Source organism: Actinacidiphila polyblastidii, assembly GCF_036353415.1.
Lineage (GTDB): Bacteria > Actinomycetota > Actinomycetes > Streptomycetales > Streptomycetaceae > Actinacidiphila > Actinacidiphila polyblastidii.
The window spans coordinates 193,204-214,673 of record NZ_JAZEWV010000003.1; the positions used below are offsets into that span (position 1 = coordinate 193,204).

The following is a 21,470-nucleotide window of genomic DNA, read 5'->3' on the forward strand; positions in this document are numbered from 1 at the left end:
CTCGTCATCACGCCCTGTCCGCGACACGCTCGCCGAGCAGGCCCTGGGGCCGGACGAGCAGGACGACGATGAGGAGCACGAAGGCCCACACGTTGGCCCAGCCGCCGCCGCCGAGTTGCTGCATACCCGGGATGTTGGCGATGTACGCGGAGGCGCAGGCTTCGGCGATGCCGAGGACGAGGCCGCCGAGCATGGCGCCGTATATGTTGCCGATGCCGCCGAGGACGGCGGCGGTGAACGCCTTGAGGCCGGCCTGGAAGCCCATGTTGTACTGGATCTGGCCGTACTTCAGGCCGGAGGCGAGGCCGGCGACGGCGGCGAAGAGTCCGCCGATCGCGAAGGCGATGATGATGATCCGGTTGGTGTCGACGCCCATGAGCTGCGCGGTGTCCGGGTCCTGCGCGGTGGCCTGCATGGCGCGGCCGGTGCGGCTGGTGCGGACGAAGGCGGCGAGCGCGACCATGCACACGATGGCCGCGGCGAGCAGGAAGATGTCACCGCTCTGGATGTCGATCGACCCGAGGTGGAAGGGGCCGCCCGGGAGCTGCGGGAACGGCTTTCCGCTCTTCGCGTCGGGGTACCAGTTGAAGACCGCCTGCTGCAGAGCGAGGGAGAGGCCGATGGCGGTGATGAGGGGCGCCAGCCGTGGTGCGTTGCGCAGTGGCCGGTAGGCGAGCCGTTCGGCGCCGACGGCGATCAGCACGGACACCAGGACGCCGCCGAGGAGCATGAGGGGCAGGGCGAGCCAGATGGACATGCCGCTCGGGAGGTTCGTGTAGACCGCGAGCGCACCGAAGGCGCCGGTCATGTAGATCTCGCCGTGGGCGAAGTTGATGAGCTGGACGATGCCGTACACCATCGTGTAGCCGATGGCGATGAGCCCGTACATCGAGCCGAGGAACAGCCCGTTGGCCAGCTGTTGCGGCAGGGTGTGCACCGCATGGCCTCCATGTCGCTGGGAGCAGTGGGGAGCGGGGGACGTGAGCGGGGTGTCGGGGTGGGGCTTAGCCGGAGGGCCGCGCGGTCGGTGGTGACCAGCCGCGCGGCCCTCGGTCCTGCTGGGTGGGGTCAGCCGTTGTAGACGCCGGTCTTCACGGCGGTCCAGGTGCCGTTCTTGACCTGGTACACGGTGAGCTGCTTGTTGGTGGTGTCGCCGTACTGGTCGAAGGCGACGTGGCCGGCGATGCCGTCGAAGTCGGTCTTCTGGACGGCCTCGACGAGCTTGGCGCGGGCGTCGGACGGCAGCTTGCCGCCGTTGGCGTCCATCACGGTCTTGACGCCCTTGATGATCGCGGTGGCCGCGTCGTAGGAGTAGCCGCCGTAGGTGCCGTAGTCGCCGGGGTAGCCCTTGGACTTGTAGGTGTTGATGAACGCGGTGGCCGCGGGCAGCGTGCTGACCGGGACGCCGACGGAGGTGGCCAGGTCGCCCTCGGCGGCCTTGCCGGCGGTCTTGATGTAGGTGTCGGAGTACATGCCGTCGCCGCCCATGAGCGGGATGGTGACGCCGGCCGCCTTGAGCTGCTTGGTGATCAGCTCCGCCTCGTCGTACTGGCCGCCGTAGTAGAGCAGGTCGGCGTGCGCGTTCTTGATCTTGGTGACGAGGGCGGAGTAGTCGGTGTCACCGGTGTTGACGTGGTCGGTGCCGGCGATCTTGCCGCCGAGGCCCTTGAACTTGCCCTGGAAGATGCCCGCGAGGCCGGCGCCGTAGGTCTGCTTGTCGTCGACGACGTAGGCGGCCTTCTTCTTCAGGGTGTTGACCGCGTAGTCCGCGGCGAAGTTGCCCTGGTTGGCGTCCGTGGTGGCGGTGCGGAAGTAGGTCGAGAACGCGCGGGTCTTGGTGCCGGTCGCCCAGTCCTTGCCCTGGGTCAGGGCCGGGTTGGTGTTGGACGGCGAGATCTCGACCATGCTGGCGGTCTGGAAGACCTGCTGCATCGACTGGGCGACGCCCGAGTTCAGCGGGCCGACGGTGGCGATGACGTCGCTCTCCTGGACCAGCGCGGTGGCGTTCTGCTGGCCGGTGGCGGGCTGCGCCTTGTCGTCCAGCGCCTTGATCTTGAACGTCACTCCGGGGACGAGGTTCTTGGCGTTGGCGTCGTCGACGGCGATCTTCACGCCGTACTGGATGCCCAGGCCGGTGGCCGAGTTGGGGCCGGTGAGGGGGGCGTCGACGCCGATGACCACCGTCGTCTTGGAGCCGCTGGTGCTGCCCCCGTCGTTTTTCTTGCTGTCGTCGCTACGCGAGCCGCAAGCAGTGAGGGTGAGGGCTCCGGTGGCAAGCACGGAGGTCAGCATCAGCAAGGAACGGTGTCGCACGATCAGTCCTTTCCCCTGGCGCGGCCGTCTCTGATGAGAGGCCGAGTCGCGCGCTTGGTGCCGAACTGAGAAATCCGGTGGCGCGGTGACTGGCCGTGACTCTAGGCGGGGTTCGGGGAGTCAGGCAGAGGTGTGGGGAAGAGTGTGACTGTCTTGTTATGCCAATCGGAAACTCTTGAGCTTCCGCTGAGGTTGGCTGCGGTGTTTGGGTGTTTTGCTCCCGCGTCCGCATGATGAGAACGCGCACTTCCGGTAAGGCGTTCGGGCCTCGTGGCGTGGGCGGCCGCCACGAGCCGTCAGGAGGCCGCCGAGCGCCGTGAATACCCCGGTGGGCGGCCGCGGGCGCTCTCCGGGCCGTCGGCCTATGAATTATTGCGCGTGCGTTACACAGGGTTAATTGGGGAAGGGACCTTTACCGAAACAACACCCCCGCCCGGCGGTCGCCGGGCGGGGGTGCGTTCCGCCGGAGGTGCGTTGTCAGGAGTGTCATTCGCCATGCTGATGACTTTTCCCCCGATGCGGCGCGCGGCCGCCGGTCACGCCTTGGGGGCGTCGTCCTCGCCGATGTGGTGGACCCGGACCATGTTGGTCGTGCCGGGCATCCCGGGCGGCGAGCCCGCGGTGATGACCACGACGTCGCCCTTCTTGCAGCGGCCGATCCGCAGCAGCTCCTCGTCGACCTGCTGCACCATCTCGTCGGTGGTCTGCACGGTGGGGCCGAGGAAGGTCTCCACGCCCCAGGTGAGGGCGAGCTGCGAGCGGGTGGACGGCTCGGGGGTGAAGGCCAGCACCGGGATCGGCGAGCGGTAGCGGGAGAGCCGCCGCACGGTGTCGCCGGACTGGGTGAAGGCGACCAGGAAGCGGGCGCCGAGGAAGTCGCCCATCTCGGCGGCCGCGCGGGCCACCGCGCCGCCCTGGGTGCGCGGCTTGTTGCGCTCGGTGAGCGGCGGCAGTCCGGCGGCGAGGATGTCGGCCTCGGCGGCGACCACGATCCGGGACATCACCTTGACGGTCTCGATCGGGTACTTGCCGACGCTGGTCTCGCCGGAGAGCATCACCGCGTCGGTGCCGTCGATCACCGCGTTGGCCACGTCGCTGGCCTCGGCGCGGGTGGGCCGGGAGTTGTCGATCATCGAGTCCAGCATCTGGGTGGCCACGATGACCGGCTTGGCGTTGCGCTTGGCGAGTTTCACCGCGCGCTTCTGGACCAGCGGCACGGCCTCCAGCGGCATCTCGACGCCCAGGTCGCCGCGGGCCACCATGATCCCGTCGAAGGCGTCGACGATGTCCTCGAGGTTCTCCACCGCCTGCGGCTTCTCGATCTTGGCGATGACCGGGACCCGCCGGCCCTCCTCGGCCATGATCCGCAGCACGTCCTCGACGTCGCGCCCGGAGCGGACGAAGGACAGCGCGACCACGTCCGCGCCGATGCGCAGCGCCCAGCGCAGGTCGCGCATGTCCTTCTCGGACAGCGCGGGGACCGAGACCGCGACGCCCGGCAGGTTGAGGCCCTTGTGGTCGGAGATCATGCCGCCCTCGATGCACATGGTGTGCACGCGCGGCCCCTCGACGTCGGTGACCTCCAGGGTGACCCGGCCGTCGTCGACCAGGATCCGCTCGCCGCGCGCCACGTCGGCGGGCAGCCCCTTGTACGTGGTGCCGCAGATCTGCTGGTCACCCTCGATGTCGTCGGCGGTGATGGTGAACTCGTCGCCGCGTTCAAGGAGTACCGGGCCCTCGGCGAAGCGTCCGAGCCTGATCTTCGGGCCCTGAAGGTCGGCCAGGATGCCGACGCTGCGGCCGGTCTCGTCGGACGCCTTGCGGACCCTTCGGTAGCGGTCCTCGTGCTCGGCGTACGTGCCGTGGCTCAGGTTCAGGCGTGCCACGTCCATGCCGGCCTCGACCAGTGCCTTGATCTGGTCGTAGGAGTCGGTGGCGGGGCCCAGGGTGCAGACAATCTTGGCTCGGCGCATGTGTCGAGCGTATGACCTACTCGTTGGTAGGTAACGCGTCGACGGCGACTGTCCAACGACGTCTGGATTAAAGGTTGTTGACAAGTATCGAACTGTGCAGGGGTCCGCTCGGATGAGCATACCGGTCACGCTCGGTGGCCACCCGTGGCGTGCCGTGGCGGCCCGACACCCCCAGGACATCTGCCGGTTACGCGTGGGGGGTGTCGCCGCACCGGCCTCGTGGTCCAGAATCTACGCGCGTCGTTCAGGCGCCACGGGACCCAGGGAGACACCAGATGCCGCTCAATCGCAGGGACTTCATCAACCGCTCGGCGGCCACCGGCGCGGGTGTGGCGCTGGCCGGCGCGGCCGGCGCGGTGGCGGCGCCCGGCGCCCAGGCGGCCGAGGACCGGCACGGCGACGGGCACGGCAAGGACTGCTCGAAGACCTTCTCGCTGCGTGTGCTCGGCACCACCGACCTGCACGGCCACGCGCTGAACTGGGACTACTTCACCAACGCCGAGTACGACGACGCCACCCACAACGACGTCGGCCTGGCCAAGATCGCCACCCTCGTCGAGGCCGCGCGCACCGAGAAGGGCCACGACCGCACCCTGCTGATCGACGCGGGCGACATCATCCAGGGCACCCAGCTGTCGTACTACTACGCCCGCGTCGAGCCGATCACCGGCCGCCGCTCCGGCCCCCGCCACCCGATGGCGCTGGCCATGAACCACCTGCGCTACGACGCCGCCGCGCTCGGCAACCACGAGTTCAACTACGGCATCCCGCTGCTGCGCGCCTTCCAGGACCAGTGCGACTTCCCGCTGCTCGCCGCCAACGCGGTGGACGCCACCACGCTGCGGCCCGCCTTCCCGCCGTACCTGGTCAAGGAGATCAAGGTGCACGGCGGCCCGCCGGTCAAGGTCGGCATCCTCGGCCTGACCAACCCGGGCATCGCGGTCTGGGACAAGGCCAACGTGCAGGGCAGAATGGCCTTCCCCGGCCTGGTCGAGCAGGCGAAGGTGTACGTGCCGAAGCTGCGCGCGCTCGGCTGCGACGTGGTGATCTGCACCGACCACTCCGGCCTGGACGGCAGCACCTCCTACGGCGACGCGGTCCCCTACCCGGAGAACGCGTCCTCGCTGGTCGCCGCGCAGGTGCCCGGCATCGACGCGATCCTGGTCGGCCACACCCACGTCGAGCGGCCCCAGACGCTGGTGGTGAACGAGCAGACCGGCAGGACCGTGGTGCTCTCCGAGCCGCTCATGTGGGGCATGCGGCTGAGCGTCTTCGACATCGACCTGACCTTCGACCGCGGCCGCTGGCACGTCTCCTCGGTGACCGCCGAGGTGCGCAACGCCAACACCGTCGCGGAGGACCCGGCGATGGCGAAGCTGGTGCGCGACGAGCACCAGAAGGTCGTCACCTACGTCAACCAGATCGTTGGCACCTGCACCGAGGCGATGTCGGCGGCGCAGTCCACGTACCGGGACACCCCCATCATCGACTTCCTCAACCTGGTGCAGTCGGACACGGTGAAGGCGGCGCTGGCCGGCACCGCGTACGCGGACCTGCCGGTGCTCTCCGAGGCGTCGCCCTTCTCCCGCACCGCGGCCATCCCGGCCGGCCAGGTGTCGCTGCGCGACGTGGCGGGGCTGTACGTCTACGAGAACACCCTGGACGCCAAGATCCTCACCGGCGCCCAGGTCAAGGACTACCTGGAGTGGTCCGCCCGCTACTTCGTGCAGACCGCGCCGGACGCGCCGCTCGACGTCACGAAGATCACCAACGCCAACAACACCCCCGACTACAGCTACGACGTGCTCAGCGGCGTGTCGTACGACATCGACATCGCGCAGCCGACCGGGTCGCGGATCGTCAACCTCACGCACGGCGGGCAGCCGGTCGACCCGGCCGCGCGGTTCGTGCTCGCGGTGAACAACTACCGCTCCGGCGGCGGCAGCAACTACCCGCACGTGGCCGCCGCGCAGTCGGTGTGGTCGAACTCCGACGAGATCCGCAACACGATCATCGCCTGGGTGAAGGCCCACGGCACGATCGACCCGTCGACCTTCGGCGGCGACGAGTGGCGCCTCACCCGCGCCGGAGTGCCGCTGTTCTCGTAGGGACGTCGCAGGCGGCGGCGCCGTCGAGACCGAAGGTGGTGAAGGCGGTCCTGGCCGGCAGGGGGTAGTGCTCCTCGCCGGTCAGCAGCCCGGTCAGGTCGTTGAGGATGACCGCGGACCGCCAGGCCGCGAGCCCGAGGTCCGGGGCGCCGACGCCGTGCGTGTGGCGTTCGGCGTTCTGCACGTAGACCCGCCCGCCGACCGAGCGGTCCAGTTCGAGCCGGTGCAGCGCGTCGACCCGCGGCCGCCCGGCGGCGTCCGTGTGCAGGTACGGCTCCAGTGGCTCCAGCAGCCGGTCCAGCGGGCGCTCCCGGTAGCCGGTGGCGAGCACCACCGCGCTGGTGATCAGCCGGGTGCGGGTGCCCTGCTCGGCGTGCTCCAGGTGCAGTTCGATGTCGCGGGTGCCGAGCCGGCCCGCGGTGCGCACCGCGACGCCCGGGGTGAGCACCGCGTCCGGCCAGCCGCCGTCCAGGGTCCGCCGGTACAGCTCGTCGTGGATCGCGGTGATGGTGTCCGCGTCGATGCCCTTGTGCAGTTGCCACTGCCGCGGCACCAGCCGGTCGCGCACCGGCTCGGCGAGGCCGTGGAAGTAGCGCGTGTAGTCGGGGGTGAAGTGCTCCAGGCCGAGCTTGCTGTACTCCATCGGCGCGAAGGCCGGGGTGCGGGCCAGCCAGGTGAGCCGCTCCCGGCCCGCCGGGCGGTGGCGCAGCAGGTCGAGGAAGACCTCCGCGCCCGACTGGCCCGAGCCGATCACCGTGATGTGGTCGGCGGCCAGCAGCCTGGCCCGCTCGTCGAGGTAGCGCGCGGAGTGCACCACCGGCACCGTCGGCGCCTGCGCGAGCGGCCGCAGCGGCTCCGGCACGTACGGCTCGGTGCCGACGCCCAGCACCAGGTGCCGGGCGTGGGTGCGGGCGAGCGCCTCGGCCTCGCCGTGCGCGTCGAGCTGCGTGTGGTCGACCTCGAACCGGGCCCGCACCGGGTCCCAGCGCACGGTGTCGACCTGCTGGCCGAAGTACGTGCTCGGCAGCGACTCGGCGACCCACCGGCAGTAGGCGTCGTACTCCGCGCGGTGCACGTGGAAGCGCTCGGCGAAGTAGAACGGGAAGAGCCGCTCGCGGACCTTGAGGTGGTTCAGGAACGACCAGCGGCTGGCCGGGTCGGCCAGGGTCACCAGGTCGGCCAGGAACGGCACCTGGAGGGTCGCGCCCTCGATCAGCAGGCCCGGGTGCCACTGGAAGTCGGGCCGCTGGTCGTAGAAGGCGGCGCGCAGCCCGGGGACGCCGTCGGCGAGCGCGGCCAGCGACAGGTTGAACGGGCCGATGCCGATGCCGAGCAGGTCCAGCGGCTCGCCGCCGGCCGGTGCGGGCGCCTCCGCGGCGGGCGGCGCGAGCGGTTCCGGCGGCTCAGGCGGTACGGGCGGTTCCGGCGGTACGGGCGGCGGCGCGGCCGCGGGCGGTACGGGGTCGGCTGCGGCGGGTTCCTGGGCGGCGGTCATGGCGCGGTGGTGCCTTCCGTGTCTGGTGCGGTGAACTGCAGGAGCGCGTCCAGCTCCTCGGGGCGGACGTACGGGTTCAGCAGCGTCGCCTTCAGCCAGAGCCGGCCGCCCGCCCGGGCCCGGCCGAGGACCGCGCGCCCCTCGTGCATCAGCCGCCGGCGCAGCTCGGCGACCTGCTCGTCGCTGGCGTCGGAGGGGCGGAACAGCACCGTGCTGATCACCGGCGGCGCGTACAGGGTCAGACCGGGGTGCCGGCCGATCCTGGCCGCCAGGTCCGCGGCGTGGTCGCAGACCGCGTCCACCAGCGCGGCCATGCCCTCGCGGCCCAGCGCCCGCAGTGTGACCGCGATCTTCAGCACGTCCGGGCGGCGGCTGGTGCGCAGCGAACGGCCGAGCAGGTCCGGCAGGCCCGCCTCACTGTCGTCCTCGGCGTTGAGGTAGTCGGCGCGGTGCGCCAGCGGGCGCAGCGCGGCACGGTCGGACACCGCGAGCAGGCCCGCGGCGACCGGCTGCCAGCCGAGCTTGTGCAGGTCGAGCGAGACCGACACCGCCGACTGCAGGCCGTCGAGCTTGACCGCCTCCCGGCTGCTGAACAGCAGCGGGCCGCCGTAGGCCGCGTCGACGTGCAGCTCGGCGCCGTGCCGCGCGACGGCCCTGCCGATCCCCGGCAGCGGATCGATCGCGCCGGTGTCGGTGGTGCCGGCGGTCGCCACCACCACTGGGCGGCCGGGGAGTTCGTCCAGCGCGGCGTCCACCGCGGCCGGGTCGAGCAGCCCGGCGGGCGTGTCCAGCACCACCGGCCGGGGCAGGCCCAGCAGCCACGCGCCGCGCAGCACGCTGTGGTGGGCGTTCGCCCCGCAGACGATCTGCACCCGCGGGCCACCCGCCGCCCGCTCCCTGGCGAGCAGCAGCGCGAGCTGGTTCGACTCGGTGCCGCCGGTGGTGACCAGGGCGTCCGGCGCGGGCAGGTCGGGGTAGACCAGCTCGGCGAGCGCCGCCGTCACCCGCGCCTCCAGCTCGCTGGCGGCCGGGGCCTGGTCCCAGGAGTCCAGCGAGGGGTTCAGGGCGGAGGCCGCGAGGTCCGCCGCCGCGGACACCGCCAGCGGCGGGCAGTGCAGGTGCGCGGCGCAGTACGGCTCCGCGGGGTCGGCAGCGCCCGCGGCCAGCGCGCGCACCAGCGCGTAGAGCGCTTCGCGCTCCCCGGTGCCGGACCTCGGCATCGCCTCGCCCACCGCCGCGGCGACGGCGGCCGCCACGGCCTCGGGCCCGCCCGCCGCGACCGCCCCCGCCCGCGCCCGCGCGCCGTCCGCGAGCGCCGCGCACACCGTCTCCAGCAGCGGCTGCAGCTCCTGTACGCCATGACGTCCGCCGGCGAGTCCTGGCACGGTCATCTGCGGGTCCTTCGCTGGGCGTTCGAGCGGCTCGGTCAAGCCGGCGGGCGGCTCGCCCTGCTCAACGAAGCGTCGGCCGAATGGGTACGAGGCGGCCTGCGGCCCGCTTCCCCGTGTCCCGCCTCGCGCCGCGCGTCCCGCCCCCGGGACAACGGGCCGCGCCCGCCGGTGCGCCCCACCAGGGGGCGCGGGGAACGGCGCGAGCAACCCACCACCGGCCGGTGGACCGGGGACGACAGCAACCGCCCCAGCAGGCCGGTGGCCGACCGCAGGCCACGCACTTCCGGGCCGCGCCCGCCGGTGCTCCCCACCAGGGGGCGCGGGGAACGGCGCGAGCAACCCACCACCGGCCGGTGGACCGGGGACGACAGCAACCGCCCCTCCGGGCCGGTGGCCGACCGCAGGCCACGCACTTCCGGGCCGCGCCCGCCGGTGCGCCCCACCAAGGGCGCGGGGAACGGCGCGAGCAACCCACCACCGGCCGGTGGACCGGAGACGACAGCAACCGCCCCTCCGGGCCGGTGGCCGACCGCAGGCCACGCACTTCCGGGCCGCGCCCGCCGGTGCGCCCCACCAGGGGGCGCGGGGAACGGTGCGAGCAACCCACCACCGGCCGGTGGGCCGGGGACGACAGCAACCGCCCCAGCGGGCCGGTGGCCGACTGCAGGTCGTGGGCTAGGGGTGGGGGCGGACGCGGAGTGCGCGGGCGAGGTCGTCGAGTTGGTCGGTGAGGCCGCGGTGGAGGGCGGGGATGAGGGCGGGGTCGGTGAGCGCCTTCCGGCCCACCGCCAGGTGCTCCGCGTCGACGGCGACCGCCGGGAACCCGTGGCGGCAGAGCGCCTCCGCGATGGCCGCGCCGCGGCGCTCGGCGAGCGGCGGCGCGTCCCCGTAGAAGCGCGGCACGAACCCGCCGACCAGCGCGAGCTGCTCAGGGTGCCAGAAGCCCTGGGCGGTGGCGATGAACAGGTAGTTGGAGAGCGAGTCGTCGTGGAAGACGGCCTGCCAGGCCGCTTCCTTGGCGGCCTGGTCGGGCAGCGCGGCGCGGCAACGGGCCGCCCCTTCGCGGCCCTTCGCACTGGTGTCGCCGGCCAGCTCCGCGTCGATGTCCGCGGGCCCGGCCGCACCGAGCACGGTGAGCCGCAGCAGCAACCGCCAGCGCAGCTCCGGGTCGAGCGCGGGCGCGCCGGGGATCGCCCCCCGCTCGTACCAGCCGCGCAGCGTCGCCGCGTCCTGCTCGGTGGCCGCGCAGCCGATGACCGTGCGCACCGCGCTCAGCCGGGTCTCCTCCGGGCCGTCGGCGAGCAGCGCACGGCCGACCTCGGCGAGGCCGGCGAGCGCGGCGGGCCGCAGCGCCGGGTCGAGCAGCCGGTCGGCGACGGCCCCGCGGGCGAAGCCGAGCACCCCTTCGACCAGGAACGGGTCGGTCTCGGCGGGCAGATGGCGGCCGGCCAGGTCGAGGTAGGCGGCGGGCGCGATCCGCCCGTCGCGCACCAGGTCGCGCGCGGCGTTCCAGGCCACCGCGCGGCTGAGCGCGTCCGGCAGGCTGCTCAGCGTGTCGGCGAGGGTCTCCCACGAGTGCTCGTCGAAGCGGACCTTGGCGAAGGTCTGGTCGCCGTCGTTGAGCAGGATCAGGTCGGGCCGCGGGCCGGGCAGCTCACGCCGGTCGACCACGGAGGTGGCGGTGATGTCCACGGTGATCCGGTCGCGCGGCACCAGCCGGTCCGGCGCGGCGACCGCACGGTCGTAGAGCCCGACGGAGATGCGGTGCGGGCGGCTGCCGGTGTGGGTGACGGCCAGCTGCCAGCCGCTGGGGGCGGGCGAGGCGGCCGGCACCAGGGTGTCGAGGCCGCTGGTGCGCAGCCACGCCTCGGCCCAGGCGGGCACGTCGCGCGCGGTGGCGCCGGCCAGCGAGTCGATGAAGTCGGCGAGGGCGGCGTTGCCGAAGCGGTGCCGGGCGAAGTGCTCGTTGACCCCGGCCAGGAAGTCGTGGTGGCCGAGCCAGGCGACGAGCTGCCGCAGCGCGGACGCCCCCTTGGCGTAGGAGATGCCGTCGAAGTTGTTCAGCGCCGAGGCGGTGTCGGGCACGGCGTCCGGGTCCGGCGCGACCGGGTGGGTGGAGGGCCGCTGGTCGGCGTCGCTCCCCCAGGCCTTGCGGGCCACCGCGAAGTCGTTCCAGGCGCCGGTGTAGCGCGTGACCTCGCCGATCACCTGGTAGCCCATGTACTCGGCGAAGGACTCGTTCAGCCAGATGTCGTCCCACCAGCGCAGCGTCACCAGGTCGCCGAACCACATGTGGGCCATCTCGTGGGCCATGACGACGGCGCGGAACTGCGCCTCGGTGGGCGTGACCGCGGACCGGAACACGTACTCGTCGCGCAGCACGACCAGTCCGGGGTTCTCCATCGCGCCGGCGTTGAACTCCGGCACGAACACCTGGTCGTAGGAGTCGAACGGGTAGGGCTCCTCGAAGAGTTCGTGGTAGCGGTCGAAGCAGCGCCTGGTCAGGTCGAAGAGGTCGGCCGCGTCGCGCTCCAGGTAGGGGGCGAGCGAGCGGCGGCAGTGCAGGCCGAAGGGCAGTCCCGCGTGCTCGGTGCGCACCGAGTGGTAGGGCCCCGCGGCCACCGCGAGGAAGTAGGTGGCCAGCGGCGCGGTGCGGGCCATCCGCCAGCGGCCGGGCGCGGTGCGGGTGGCGATCGCGTTGCCGAGCACCGTCCAGTCCTGCGGCGCGGTCACCTCGACGTCGAAGACGGCCTTGAGGTCCGGCTGGTCGAAGGCCGCGGCGACACGCTGCACGTCGTCCATGAACAGCTGGGTGTAGACATACGTCTCACCGTCCGCGGGGTCGGTGAAGCGGTGCATGCCCTCGCCGGTCCGCGAGTAGCGCATGTCCGCCTCGACCCGCAGCTCGTGCGCGCCCTCGGCCAGGTTGCTGAGCGGCAGCCGGTTGCCGTCCAGCAGGGCGGGGTCGAGCGCGACGCCGTCGAGCACCGCCCGGTGCAGCGCCGCGGGCTTCAGCTCGACGAAGGTGTCGCAGGCGCGGGTCGCGGTGAAGCGGATCACGGTGGTCGACCCGAAGACGTCCTCTCCCCTCGTGAGGTCGAGGTCGATGGCGTACTGCTGTACGGACAGGTCGCGAGCGCGGGTCTCGGCTTCGGTGCGGGTCAGAACAGACATGCGACACATGCTGCCGCACGCGCCCGCGCGACGGTAGGGAGATCATCCGCGCGCCGCCGGCGCGTAGGCTGTCCGGCGTCCTGTGCGGCCTGGAGAGGGGCGGACGGTGGAGTACGAGGAGGCGGTGCGCACGCTGGCCTCGCGCTGGCTGGAGGTCGCCGCGCCCGGCGCGGGGCGGCGGCCGGCGGAGGACTTCGTGGTGTCGCCGGCCGGGGTGTGGCTGGCGTTCGGGGCGCTCGCGGCCGGGGCGGCCGGCCCGACCGCGGCGCGGTTCGGGCAGCTGCTCGGCGTGTCGGGGCCGGGCGCGGCGCGGGCGGTGACCAGCGCGGCCCGCGCACTGGCGGCGACCGACAGCCTCGCGGTGGCGACCGGCGTGTGGAGCACGGAGCCGCTGCGCGACACCTTCCGCGCGGCGCTGCCCGACGTGGGGTTCGGCCCGCTGCGCGAGCAGGCGGAGATCGACGCGTGGGTACGCGACGCGACCGGCGGCCTGATCCGCGAGCTGCCGCTGCGGGTCACCGCCGCGACCCGGCTGGTGTTGGTCAACGCCCCTGCACTGAAGGCACGTTGGGCGGTGCCGTTCGCCGCGGCGGAGACCGCGGCGCGGGACTTCACCGACGCGGCGGGCGTCGTGCACCGGGTGCCGACGATGCACCGGCGGCTGTCCCGCTCCGAGGTGTGGACGGTGCCCGGCGGCGTCACCGTCGTGGAGCTGGGGTGCGCGGCCGCGGCGGACGGCACACCCGGCGCCCGGGTGCGCCTGGTGCTGGGCGAGCCGGGCGCGCCGCCCGCGGCGGTGCTGCCCGCGGCCTGGTCGGACCGGCGGCGGCCGGTCGAGGCGGACCGGGTCGGCGTCGCGGTGCCGCGGCTGAGCCTGCGCGCCAGGACGGACCTGACCGGGCCGCTGCGCGCGCTCGGCCTGACCGCGGCGCTGTCCCCCGGTGCGGACTTCTCCGCGCTGGCCGACCGGCCGCTGTACGTCGACGCGGCGGTGCAGGAGTGCCTGCTGAACGTCGCCGAGCTGGGCGTGGAGGCCGCCGCGGTCACCGCGGTGACGATGCGGGCGACGGCGGTGACCCGGCAGCCCCTGCGGATCGCCTTCGACCGCCCCTTCGGCATCGTGCTGCTGTCCGGCGCCGGCGAGGCGCCGCTGCTCACCGCCTGGCAGGCTGCCGCGCCCGCCGGGCCGCAGCCGCCCGCCTGACCGGGGACGGCGACAACGGCCGGCTGCGACGCGTAGGCTCGGCCTCCACGGGGAGGTGTTCATGGCCGAGCCTGTCGAACCCGGGGTCGCCGCCGCCGACGGCGGGCCGATCGTGCACGGGTTCCCGCACCTGGAGACCGTACGGGCCGCGCTGACCGCGCTCTACCGGCGGCTGTCGGCGGACGGCGTGGAGCGGTTCGCCGCGAGCGTGCACCCCGAGCTGGTGGACTTCCCCGACGACGAGGACCTCTACCTCGGCGCGCAGCGGGTGGCCCGGGTGATGGTGCAGCACTTCCGGCTGCCGGAGGCGCGGATGGTCGTCGGCTTCCGCGACATGGTGCACGCGGGGAACGTCGAACTGGCCGCCGGGCCCGAGTACTTCATCGAGCTGCACGCCCGGTTCAGGACCGACCGCCGGGACGTGGGCGCGGCGCTCGCGCACGAGGTCATGCACGTGTGGCTGCACCGGCTGGGCCTGGAGTTCCCCGGCACCCGCGACAACGAGATCCTCACGGACACCGCCGCGACGTATCTGGGGGCGGGGTGGCTGCTGCTGGACGCGTACCGGGAGGAGGCCGCGATCCGCGGCGAGCGGCTGATGATGTCGGCGTACAAGCTGGGGTATCTCACCCCGGAGGAGTTCGGGTACGTGATCGCCAAGCGGGCGCTCGCGTTCGGCGACGACATCGAGCCGTGGTTTCGCAGTGCGCAGGCGCGGGACGCGTACCGGGCGGGGCTAGCCCGGGCGCAGCTCGACCTGCGGCGGCCGCCGCTGGCCGCGGCGGGCTGGGCGGCGCGCCGCCGCTACGCCAAGGACCGTCGCGCGGTGGCCTCCGGCCCCGACTACGCCTTCGACGGTCCGCCGTCCGCACTGCGCGTGTCGTTCCCGTGCCCCACGTGCCACCAGCGGATACGTCTCCCCTGCCGGGGGCGCGTCCGCGCCCGCTGCACCCTCTGCCACACCCTTCTCGACTGCGACACGTAGCGGGCGTCCGCCCCCCCTTTGTCCACGCGAGCCCGGCGCTCGGCGCCCAGCCGTTTCGCCGGACGCCGGCCCGTCTTCCGCTGCGCGAGCCGTGCGCTGGGCGCTCAGCCGTTTTGTCAGGGGCGCGGGGAACTGCGCGAACAGCCACGACGAGGGCTGCACGTCGTCACCGGCCCCAAGGGGCTGTTGCGGTCGCAGACCGGGCCACCGGCCGGTGGCCGGTTGCTCGCGCAGTTCCCCGCGCCCCTGGGTTGGCGCAACGCCCAGCGCAATCCGGGCGCCAGGCCGGCGGTTCGGGCACAACGCCCACCGCAATCCGGGCGCCAGCCCGGCGGTTCGGGCGCAACGCCCGGCGCGGGGAGGGGGACGCCGAAGCGCCCGCCTCCTTGGTCGGGGAGTGGCGGGCGCCGCGGGTGTTGCGCGTTCCGCACGCCGGTGTGCGGAACGTGGTCCCGTCAGACGGTCAGCGGACGGTCTGTCGGACGGATCGGGGCGTGCAGCGCCGACGGCACCCCGGTGAGGTACGCGTCGACGGACTTCGCCGCGGAGCGGCCCTCGGCGATCGCCCAGACGATGAGCGACTGGCCGCGGCCCGCGTCGCCGGCGACGAAGACGCCGTCGACGTTGGTCGCGTACGAAGCGTCGCGGACGATGTTGCCGCGCGCGTCCAGCTCCAGGCCGAGCTGCTCGACCATGCCGTTCTCCTGGTCGGTGCCGGTGAAGCCCATCGCCAGGGTCACCAGGTCGGCCGGCACGATCCGCTCGGTGCCCTCCTGCGGCACGAACGTCCCGTTCTCGAACACCACCTCGACCAGGTGGAGTTCGCGGACATGGCCGTTCTCGTCACCGGTGAACCGCACGGTGTTGACGGCGTAGACCCGCTCGCCGCCCTCCTCGTGCGCGGAGGTGACCTTGTACACCATCGGCATGGTCGGCCACGGCTGGTGCAGCGGCCGCGACTCGGAGGGCCGCGGCATGATCTCCAGCTGGGTGACGGACAGCGCGCCCTGCCGGTGGGCGGTGCCGACGCAGTCCGCGCCGGTGTCGCCGCCGCCGATGACGACGACGTGCTTGCCCTCGGCGGTGATCGGGGGCGCCACGAAGTCGCCCTCCTGCACCTTGTTGGCGAGCGGCAGGTACTCCATCGCCTGGTGGACGCCCTTGAGTTCGCGGCCCTCGACCGGCAGGTCGCGCCACTGGGTGGCGCCTGCCGCGATGACCACCGCGTCGTAGCGCTTGGCGAGCTTCGCACCGTCCAGGTCGGTGCCGATCTGCACGCCGGTGCGGAACTTGGTGCCCTCCGCGCGCATCTGCTCGATGCGGCGGTTGATGTGCCGCTTCTCCATCTTGAACTCGGGGATGCCGTACCGCAGCAGCCCGCCGATGCGGTCGGCCCGCTCGTAGACGGCGACGGTGTGGCCGGCCCGGGTGAGCTGCTGGGCGGCGGCCAGTCCGGCCGGGCCCGAGCCGATCACCGCGACGGTCTTGCCGGACAGCCGCTCCGGCGGCTGCGGGGTGACGTCGCCGCTGTCCCACGCCTTGTCGATGATGGTGACTTCGACGTTCTTGATGGTCACGGCGGGCTGGTTGATGCCGAGCACGCACGCGGACTCGCAGGGCGCCGGGCACAGCCGCCCGGTGAACTCCGGGAAGTTGTTGGTGGCGTGCAGCCGCTCGGAGGCGGCCTGCCAGTCCTCGCGGTAGGCGTAGTCGTTCCACTCGGGGATGAGGTTCCCGAGCGGACAGCCGTTGTGGCAGAAGGGGATGCCGCAGTCCATGCAGCGGCCGGCCTGCTTGCTGATCAGCGGCAGCAGGCCGCCGGGGACGTAGACCTCGTTCCAGTCCTGCCTGCGCTCCTCGACCGGGCGGGTCGGGGCGGTCTCGCGGCCGGTGGTGAGGAAGCCCTTGGGGTCAGCCATTTGCCGCCTCCATCATCTTCGCGGTGGTCTCGGACTCGGAGAGTCCGGCCTGCTCGGCGGCGTTCTTGGCGGCGAGCACTGCCTTGTAGTCCCTCGGCATGACCTTGCCGAAGCGGGTGAGGGCGTTGCCCCAGTCGGCGAGCAGCCGGGCCGCGACGGTGGAGCCGGTCTCCTCGCTGTGGCGGCGCACGACGTCGTGCAGCCACGTGATGTCGTCGGCGTCGAGCGCCTCGACCCCGACCATGCCGGTGTTGACGTTGTCCGCGACGAGGTCGAGGACGTACGCGATGCCGCCGGACATGCCGGCCGCGAAGTTGCGCCCGGTGCTGCCGAGCACCACGGCGCGGCCACCGGTCATGTACTCGCAGCCGTGGTCGCCGACGCCTTCGGAGACCACCGTGGCACCGGAGTTGCGGACGCAGAAGCGCTCGCCGGTGCGGCCGCGCAGGAACAGCTCGCCGCCGGTGGCGCCGTAGGCGATGGTGTTGCCCGCGATGGTGGAGTTCTCGTCGAGGTGGTCCGCGGCGCGGTCGGGGCGCACCACGATCCGGCCACCGGACAGGCCCTTGCCGACGTAGTCGTTGGCGTCGCCCTCCAGCCGCAGCGTGATGCCGCGGGGCAGGAACGCGCCGAAGGACTGGCCGGCCGAGCCGGTGAGGGTGATGTCGACGGTGTCCGCGGGCAGGCCGGCGCCGCCGTACTTCTTGGTCACCTCGTGGCCGAGCATGGTGCCGACGGTGCGGTTGACGTTGCGGACCGGCAGCTGGACGCGGACCGGCGCGCCGGAGTCCAGCGCCTCGGCGGCCAGCCGGATCAGCTCGTTGTCGAGCGCCTTGTCCAGGCCGTGGTCCTGGTCGGTGGTGCGGTGCAGCGAGGCGCCCTCGGGCAGCTCCGGCACGTACAGCAGCGGGGCCAGGTCGAGGCCCTGCGCCTTCCAGTGGTCGACGGCGCGGCCGGCGTCGATCAGCTCGGCGTGGCCGACGGCCTCCTCGATGGTGCGGAAGCCCAGGTCGGCGAGGAGTTCGCGGACCTCCTCCGCGATGAACTCGAAGAAGTTCACCACGAACTCGGGCTTGCCGGTGAAGCGGTCGCGCAGCACCGGGTTCTGGGTGGCGACGCCGACCGGGCAGGTGTCCAGGTGGCAGACGCGCATCATCACGCAGCCGGAGACGACCAGCGGCGCGGTGGCGAAGCCGAACTCCTCGGCGCCGAGGAGCGCGGCGATGACCACGTCGCGGCCGGTCTTCAGCTGGCCGTCGGTCTGCACGACGATCCGGTCGCGCAGGCCGTTGAGCAGCAGCGTCTGCTGGGTCTCGGCCAGACCGAGCTCCCAGGGGCCGCCGGCGTGCTTGAGGGAGGTCAGCGGCGAGGCGCCGGTGCCGCCGTCGTGGCCGGAGATCAGCACCACGTCGGCGTGCGCCTTGGAGACGCCCGCGGCGACGGTGCCGACGCCGACCTCGGAGACCAGCTTGACGTGGACCCGCGCCTTGGGGTTGGCGTTCTTCAGGTCGTGGATCAGCTGGGCGAGGTCCTCGATGGAGTAGATGTCGTGGTGCGGCGGCGGCGAGATCAGGCCGACGCCGGGGGTGGAGTGCCGGGTGCCGGCGACCCACGGGTAGACCTTGTGGCCGGGCAGCTGGCCGCCCTCGCCGGGCTTGGCGCCCTGGGCCATCTTGATCTGGATGTCGTCGGCGTTGACGAGGTACTCGCTGGTGACGCCGAAGCGGCCGGAGGCGACCTGCTTGATGGCGCTGCGCCGGGCCGGGTCGTAGAGCCGGTCGGGGTCCTCGCCGCCCTCGCCGGTGTTGGACTTGCCGCCGAGCTGGTTCATCGCGATGGCCAGCGTCTCGTGCGCCTCGCGGGAGATCGAGCCGTACGACATGGCGCCGGTGGAGAACCGCTTGACGATCTCGCTGACCGGCTCGACCTCGTCCAGCGGCACAGCGGGGCGCTCGGAGGCCAGCGCGAACAGGCCGCGCAGCGTCATCAGCCGCTCGGACTGCTCGTTCACCCGGTGCGTGTACTGCTTGAAGATGTCGTAGCGGCGGGTGCGGGTGGCGTGCTGCAGCCGGAAGACCGTGTCCGGGTCGAACAGGTGCGGCTCGCCCTCACGGCGCCACTGGTACTCGCCGCCGATCTCCAGCCGGCGGTGCGCGGCCGGGATGCCGGAGGCCGGGTACGCCTTGGCGTGCCGGGCGGCGACCTCCTGGGCGATGACGTCGATGCCCGCCCCGCCGATCTTGGTGTCGGTGAGGTGGAAGTAGGTGTCGACGAAGTCGGTGTCCAGGCCGATGGCCTCGAAGACCTGCGCGCCGCGGTACGACGCGACGGTGGAGATGCCCATCTTGGACATCACCTTCAGCACGCCCTTGCCGAGCGCCTTGATCAGGTTCCCGATCGCGTGCTCGGCGTCCAGGCCCGGCAGGAAGGTGCCCTCGCGGACCAGGTCCTCGACGGACTCCATCGCCAGGTACGGGTTGACCGCGGCGGCGCCGTAGCCGATGAGCAGCGCCACGTGGTGCACCTCGCGCACGTCGCCGGCCTCGACGAGCAGGCCGACCTGGGTGCGCTGCTTGGTGCGGATCAGGTGGTGGTGCACGGCGGAGGTCAGCAGCAGCGACGGGATGGGCGCGTGCTCGGCGTCGGAGTGCCGGTCGGAGAGCACGATGAGGCGGGCGCCGTCCTCTATGGCGGCGTCGGCCTCGGCGCAGATCTCGGCGATCCGGGCGGCGAGCGCGTCGCCGCCGCCGGTGACCCGGTACAGCCCGGAGAGCGTGGCGGCCTTCAGGCCCGGCATGTCGCCGTCGGCGTTGACGTGGATGAGCTTGGCCAGCTCGTCGTTGTCGATGACCGGGAACGGCAGGGTGATGTTGCGACAGGACGCCGGGCTGGGCTCCAGCAGGTTGCCGGAGGGGCCGATGGTGGAGATCAGCGAGGTGACGAGCTCCTCGCGGATGGCGTCCAGCGGCGGGTTGGTGACCTGCGCGAACAGCTGGGTGAAGTAGTCGAAGAGCAGCCGGGGCCGCTCGGACAGCGCCGCGATCGGCGAGTCGGTGCCCATCGAGCCGAGCGGCTCGCCGCCGGTGCGCGCCATCGGCGCGAGGATGACCCGCAGCTCCTCCTCGGTGTACCCGAAGGTCTGCTGGCGGCGGGTGACCGAGGCGTGGGTGTGCACGATGTGCTCGCGCTCCGGCAGGTCGGCCAGGTCGATCAGGCCGGCCTCCAGCCAGTCGGCGTACGGGTTCTGCGCCGCGATCTCGGCCTTGATCTCGTCGTCCTCGACGATCCGGTGCGAGACGGTGTCGACCAGGAACATCCGGCCGGGCTGCAGCCGCCCCTTGCGGACGATCCGCTCCGGGGCGATGTCGTGCAGCACGCCCGACTCCGAGGCGAGCACCACCAGGCCGTCGTCGGTGACCCAGTAGCGGCCGGGGCGCAGACCGTTGCGGTCCAGCACCGCGCCGACCACCGAGCCGTCGGTGAAGGTCACGCAGGCCGGGCCGTCCCAGGGCTCCATCAGCGTGGAGTGGTACTGGTAGAAGGCGCGCCGGGCCGGGTCCATGGAGGCGTGGTTCTCCCACGCCTCGGGGATCATCATCAGCACGCTGTGCGGCAGCGAGCGGCCGCCGAGGTGCAGCAGTTCGAGGACCTCGTCGAAGGACGCGGTGTCCGAGGCGTCGGGCGTGCAGATCGGGAAGATCCGCTCCAGCTCGCCGCCGGCGCCCTGCGCGGCCTCGGCTCCCGCGCCGCCGGCCGGCCCGAACAGGCCGCTGGCCAGCTGGGACTCGCGGGCGCGCATCCAGTTGCGGTTGCCCTTGACGGTGTTGATCTCACCGTTGTGGGCGACGAAGCGGTACGGGTGTGCGAGCGGCCAGCTCGGGAAGGTGTTGGTCGAGAAGCGGGAGTGGACCAGCGCGATGGCGGTGGCGAAGCGCTCGTCGGACAGGTCGGGGAAGAACGGCTCCAGCTGGCCGGTGGTGAGCATGCCCTTGTAGACGATGGTCCGCGCGGACAGCGAAGGGAAGTACACGTCGGCCTCGCGCTCGGCGCGCTTGCGCAGCACGAAGGCGGGCCGGTCCAGCGCGATGCCGGACGCCTGGCCGGCGTGGTCGGCGACGAACAGCTGGGAGAAGTACGGCATGGTCGAGCGGGAGGTGGCGCCCAGCAGGTCGGGGCCGACCGGGACCTCGCGCCAGCCGAGGACGGTCAGGCCCTCCTCGACGGCGATCCGCTCGATGGCGTCGACGGCCTTGGTGCGGTCCTCCTGGTCGACCGGCAGGAAGGCGACGCCGACCGCGTAGTGGCCGGCCTCGGGGAGGTCGAAGGCCGTGTTCGCGCGCAGGAAGGCGTCCGGGACCTGAAGCAGGATGCCTGCGCCGTCGCCCGAGTCGGGCTCGGCGCCGGTGGCGCCGCGGTGCTCCAGGTTGCGCAGGACGGTGAGCGCCTGCTGCACCAGGCCGTGGCTCGCCTCGCCGGTGAGGGTGGCGACAAAGCCGACACCGCAGGCGTCGTGCTCATTGCGGGGGTCGTACATCCCCTGCCGGGCGGGGCGCCCGTCCATGAACGCGGAACGCGAACGCATGGCTCTCCCGTCGTCGTCTTTTGGCTGATATGCATCGCCTGTCATAGGCATGCGCGAGTGGGACGACGTTGGCCCTCTGCGATTTCGTGCAGGTTACATCATGGCCGAATGCTCAAGAGGTGGATATGTGATTCCACCATCTGGACACTCGGGAGGGGTGGAGCGATCGGTTCAGGCCAGCATCGAGCTGGGTCTCGCAGGCGGTCTCGGGATCTGTGCGAGTCGGTGCACGGAGGGTCGCGATCAGGCGGCTCTGCCGACGCGGTTACCGAGTGATGCCCCGTGCGGGCGGGGCTGAAACGAGCGGGAAACACATGTTTCCGGTC

At 72.5% G+C, this 21,470-nt stretch carries 11 protein-coding genes; 3 read left to right on the forward strand and 8 right to left on the reverse strand.

The features are described 5' to 3' along the window. Window positions 1–7 precede the first annotated feature (7 nt). From V2S66_RS05995 to pyk, 3 genes are all read right to left on the reverse strand, one after another. Window positions 8–937, reverse strand: coding sequence for a branched-chain amino acid ABC transporter permease (locus tag V2S66_RS05995; RefSeq protein ID WP_330793415.1), 930 nt, complete (start codon window positions 935–937; stop codon window positions 8–10). A gap of 131 nt (window positions 938–1,068) precedes the next feature. Next, the gene (locus V2S66_RS06000; RefSeq protein WP_330793417.1) at window positions 1,069–2,313 is read right to left on the reverse strand and encodes a branched-chain amino acid ABC transporter substrate-binding protein; all 1,245 of its coding nucleotides are present in this window, start codon (window positions 2,311–2,313) and stop codon (window positions 1,069–1,071) included. A gap of 536 nt (window positions 2,314–2,849) precedes the next feature. Further along, window positions 2,850–4,286, reverse strand: coding sequence for a pyruvate kinase (gene pyk, locus V2S66_RS06005; RefSeq protein ID WP_330793418.1), 1,437 nt, complete (start codon window positions 4,284–4,286; stop codon window positions 2,850–2,852). A gap of 275 nt (window positions 4,287–4,561) precedes the next feature. On the opposite strand from pyk, the gene V2S66_RS06010 reads away from it, so the two are divergent. Continuing rightward, window positions 4,562–6,394 (forward strand): bifunctional metallophosphatase/5'-nucleotidase, encoded by a 1,833-nt coding sequence (locus V2S66_RS06010; RefSeq protein WP_330793419.1) that lies wholly within the window; start codon window positions 4,562–4,564, stop codon window positions 6,392–6,394. Here the strand turns inward: V2S66_RS06010 and V2S66_RS06015 are convergent. From V2S66_RS06015 to pepN, 3 genes are all read right to left on the reverse strand, one after another. Further along, the gene (locus tag V2S66_RS06015) at window positions 6,363–7,889 is read right to left on the reverse strand and encodes a lysine N(6)-hydroxylase/L-ornithine N(5)-oxygenase family protein (RefSeq protein ID WP_330793420.1); all 1,527 of its coding nucleotides are present in this window, start codon (window positions 7,887–7,889) and stop codon (window positions 6,363–6,365) included. The genes V2S66_RS06010 and V2S66_RS06015 overlap by 32 nt on opposite strands. Next, entirely contained in the window at window positions 7,886–9,280 is a 1,395-nt protein-coding gene (locus tag V2S66_RS06020; protein ID WP_330793422.1) for a pyridoxal phosphate-dependent decarboxylase family protein, read from the reverse strand. Before V2S66_RS06020 ends, V2S66_RS06015 begins: the two co-directional genes overlap by 4 nt. Window positions 9,281–9,955: 675 nt before the next feature. Beyond that, window positions 9,956–12,454 (reverse strand): aminopeptidase N, encoded by a 2,499-nt coding sequence (gene pepN, locus V2S66_RS06025; protein WP_330793423.1) that lies wholly within the window; start codon window positions 12,452–12,454, stop codon window positions 9,956–9,958. A 106-nt stretch (window positions 12,455–12,560) separates the two neighbouring features. On the opposite strand from pepN, the gene V2S66_RS06030 reads away from it, so the two are divergent. Both V2S66_RS06030 and V2S66_RS06035 read left to right on the forward strand, forming a co-directional pair. After that, window positions 12,561–13,658, forward strand: a complete 1,098-nt coding sequence (locus V2S66_RS06030) for a serpin family protein (RefSeq protein ID WP_330793425.1) — start codon at window positions 12,561–12,563, stop codon at window positions 13,656–13,658. A gap of 61 nt (window positions 13,659–13,719) precedes the next feature. After that, entirely contained in the window at window positions 13,720–14,643 is a 924-nt protein-coding gene (locus V2S66_RS06035) for a hypothetical protein (protein ID WP_330793426.1), read from the forward strand. Window positions 14,644–15,098: 455 nt separating this feature from the next. Here V2S66_RS06035 and V2S66_RS06040 read toward each other — a convergent pair whose 3' ends face one another. Beyond that, a complete protein-coding gene (locus V2S66_RS06040) occupies window positions 15,099–16,562 on the reverse strand; it encodes a glutamate synthase subunit beta (protein WP_330793428.1) in 1,464 nt (487 codons plus the stop codon). Then, window positions 16,555–21,144, reverse strand: coding sequence for a glutamate synthase large subunit (gltB, locus tag V2S66_RS06045; protein WP_330793430.1), 4,590 nt, complete (start codon window positions 21,142–21,144; stop codon window positions 16,555–16,557). Before gltB ends, V2S66_RS06040 begins: the two co-directional genes overlap by 8 nt. Window positions 21,145–21,470 lie beyond the last annotated feature (326 nt).

What these genes read in the sequence shown, in the direction of transcription:
- gltB (WP_330793430.1), bottom strand. Translation starts at nt 21,144, where the DNA reads ATGCGTTCGCGTTCCGCGTTCATGGACGGGCGCCCCGCCCGGCAGGGG.
- V2S66_RS06035 (WP_330793426.1), top strand. Translation starts at nt 13,720, where the DNA reads ATGGCCGAGCCTGTCGAACCCGGGGTCGCCGCCGCCGACGGCGGGCCG.
- V2S66_RS06040 (WP_330793428.1), bottom strand. Translation starts at nt 16,562, where the DNA reads ATGGCTGACCCCAAGGGCTTCCTCACCACCGGCCGCGAGACCGCCCCG.
- pyk (WP_330793418.1), bottom strand. Translation starts at nt 4,286, where the DNA reads ATGCGCCGAGCCAAGATTGTCTGCACCCTGGGCCCCGCCACCGACTCC.
- V2S66_RS06020 (WP_330793422.1), bottom strand. Translation starts at nt 9,280, where the DNA reads ATGACCGTGCCAGGACTCGCCGGCGGACGTCATGGCGTACAGGAGCTG.
- pepN (WP_330793423.1), bottom strand. Translation starts at nt 12,454, where the DNA reads ATGTCTGTTCTGACCCGCACCGAAGCCGAGACCCGCGCTCGCGACCTG.
- V2S66_RS06010 (WP_330793419.1), top strand. Translation starts at nt 4,562, where the DNA reads ATGCCGCTCAATCGCAGGGACTTCATCAACCGCTCGGCGGCCACCGGC.
- V2S66_RS06015 (WP_330793420.1), bottom strand. Translation starts at nt 7,889, where the DNA reads ATGACCGCCGCCCAGGAACCCGCCGCAGCCGACCCCGTACCGCCCGCG.